2 protein-coding genes are annotated in these 1,679 nt (G+C 63.4%); both read right to left on the minus strand.

Annotation, left to right across the window (positions count from 1 at the left end; translation table 11 throughout):
* On the minus strand, positions 1-1,008 hold a 1,008-nt coding region (locus BKD70_RS23490; protein ID WP_175441033.1), incomplete at its 3' end, for a PTS transporter subunit EIIC.
* A 26-nt stretch (positions 1,009-1,034) separates the two neighbouring features.
* Positions 1,035-1,679 (minus strand): putative PEP-binding protein (locus BKD70_RS23495; RefSeq protein WP_139145834.1); only part of this gene is annotated, 645 nt, incomplete at its 5' end.

Genomic DNA, 1,679 nt, shown 5'->3' on the forward strand with positions numbered 1-1,679 from the left:
ATTGGTGGACTTGCCCCAGCCCAGCACCATGTCGATAAACCCACCGGAGAAGGTAAAGCCCAGGTGGATATTCAGCAGGTCGGTGACCGCCATCGACAGGCCGGTGAGCAGCGCGTGAATCAGGTACAGGAAGGGCGCCAGGAACATGAAGGCAAATTCAATCGGCTCGGTCACCCCGGTGAGGAACGAGGTCAGCGCCATCGACAGGAAGATCCCGCCCATCACTTTGCGCCGCTCAGGCAAAGCATTGCGGTACATCGCCAGACACGCCGCGGGCAAGCCGAACAGCATCACCGGGAACATGCCGGTCATGAACTGGCCGCCTTTGGGGTCGCCGGCAAAGTAGCGGGTCAGGTCGCCCGTGACCACCGCGCCGGTTACCGGGTCGGTGAAGCTGCCGAACACGAACCACGCCATATTGTTGAGGATGTGATGCAAGCCAGTGACGATCAGCAGGCGGTTGAACACGCCAAACACGAACGCACCGAGGCTGCCGCTTTCCATCAACAGCACGCCGAAGCTGTTGATGCCGTGCTGGATCGGGGGCCAGATCAGGCCGAAAATCACGCCCAGGCCCACCGCGCTGAACCCGGTGACAATCGGCACAAACCGCCGCCCACCGAAGAACGCCAGGTATTCCGGCAACTTGATGTCCTTGAAGCGGTTGTACAGCCCACCGGCCATCAAGCCGCTGGCGATACCGGCGAGCATGCCCATGTTGATGGTGGTGTCCATCACCTTGAGCGTGGAGATCATCACCAGGTAACCAATCGCCCCGGCCAGGCCCGCAGTGCCGTTGTTGTCACGGGCAAAACCCACGGCGATGCCGATGGCGAAGATCAGCGCCAGGTTGGCGAAGATCGCCTGGCCGGCGTCGTGCATCACCGCGATGTTGAGCAAGTCGGTGTCGCCCAGGCGCAGCAGCAGGCCGGCGATCGGCAGGATCGCGATCGGCAGCATCAAGGCGCGGCCCAGGCGTTGCAGGCCTTCGATAAAGTGTTGGTACATGGCGTGTCTCCCTATTCTTGTTGTTTTCAGCTCAGCGGCCAGTGGTGTTGACAGGCTTGGCGAACGGCCTTGGCGCTGCTCAGGTTGAGCAGTTCCTGGCTCAGCTGCCGGCATTGCGCCGCGTCCAGATGGCGAACGCGGTCTTTGATCTCTCCGATCTGCGGCGGGCTTACCGACAGCTCGGTGACGCCCAGGCCGACCAGTACCGGCGTGGCCAGCGGGTCCGACGCCAGGGCACCGCACACGCCGACCCAACGCCCGTGCTTCGCCGCACCGGCGCAGGTGTGCGCGATCAGTCGCAGCAAGGCCGGGTGCAGCGCATCGACGCGCGCGGCCAAGCCTGCGTGGTCGCGGTCCATGGCCAGGGTGTACTGGGACAGGTCATTGGTGCCGATGGACAAAAAGTCCGCATGTTCGGCCAGCTGTTCAGCCATCAGCGCAGCGGCGGGCACTTCGATCATCACCCCCAGTTCGGGGCGCTGGCTCAAACCCAACTCGGCGCACAGTTCATCCAGGCGCTGGCGAATCTGCAGCAGTTCATCCACCTCGCTGACCATCGGCAACAGGATGCGACAACGCGCCAGCGGCGAGACTTGCAGCAGGGCACGCAGTTGCTGGTCGAGCAATTCCGGACGCACTTGGGCCATGCGAATGCCGCGCAGGCCCAACAC

Source organism: Pseudomonas sp. BS-2016, assembly GCF_001806145.1.
In the GTDB taxonomy this organism is placed as follows: Bacteria; Pseudomonadota; Gammaproteobacteria; order Pseudomonadales; family Pseudomonadaceae; genus Aquipseudomonas; species Aquipseudomonas lundensis.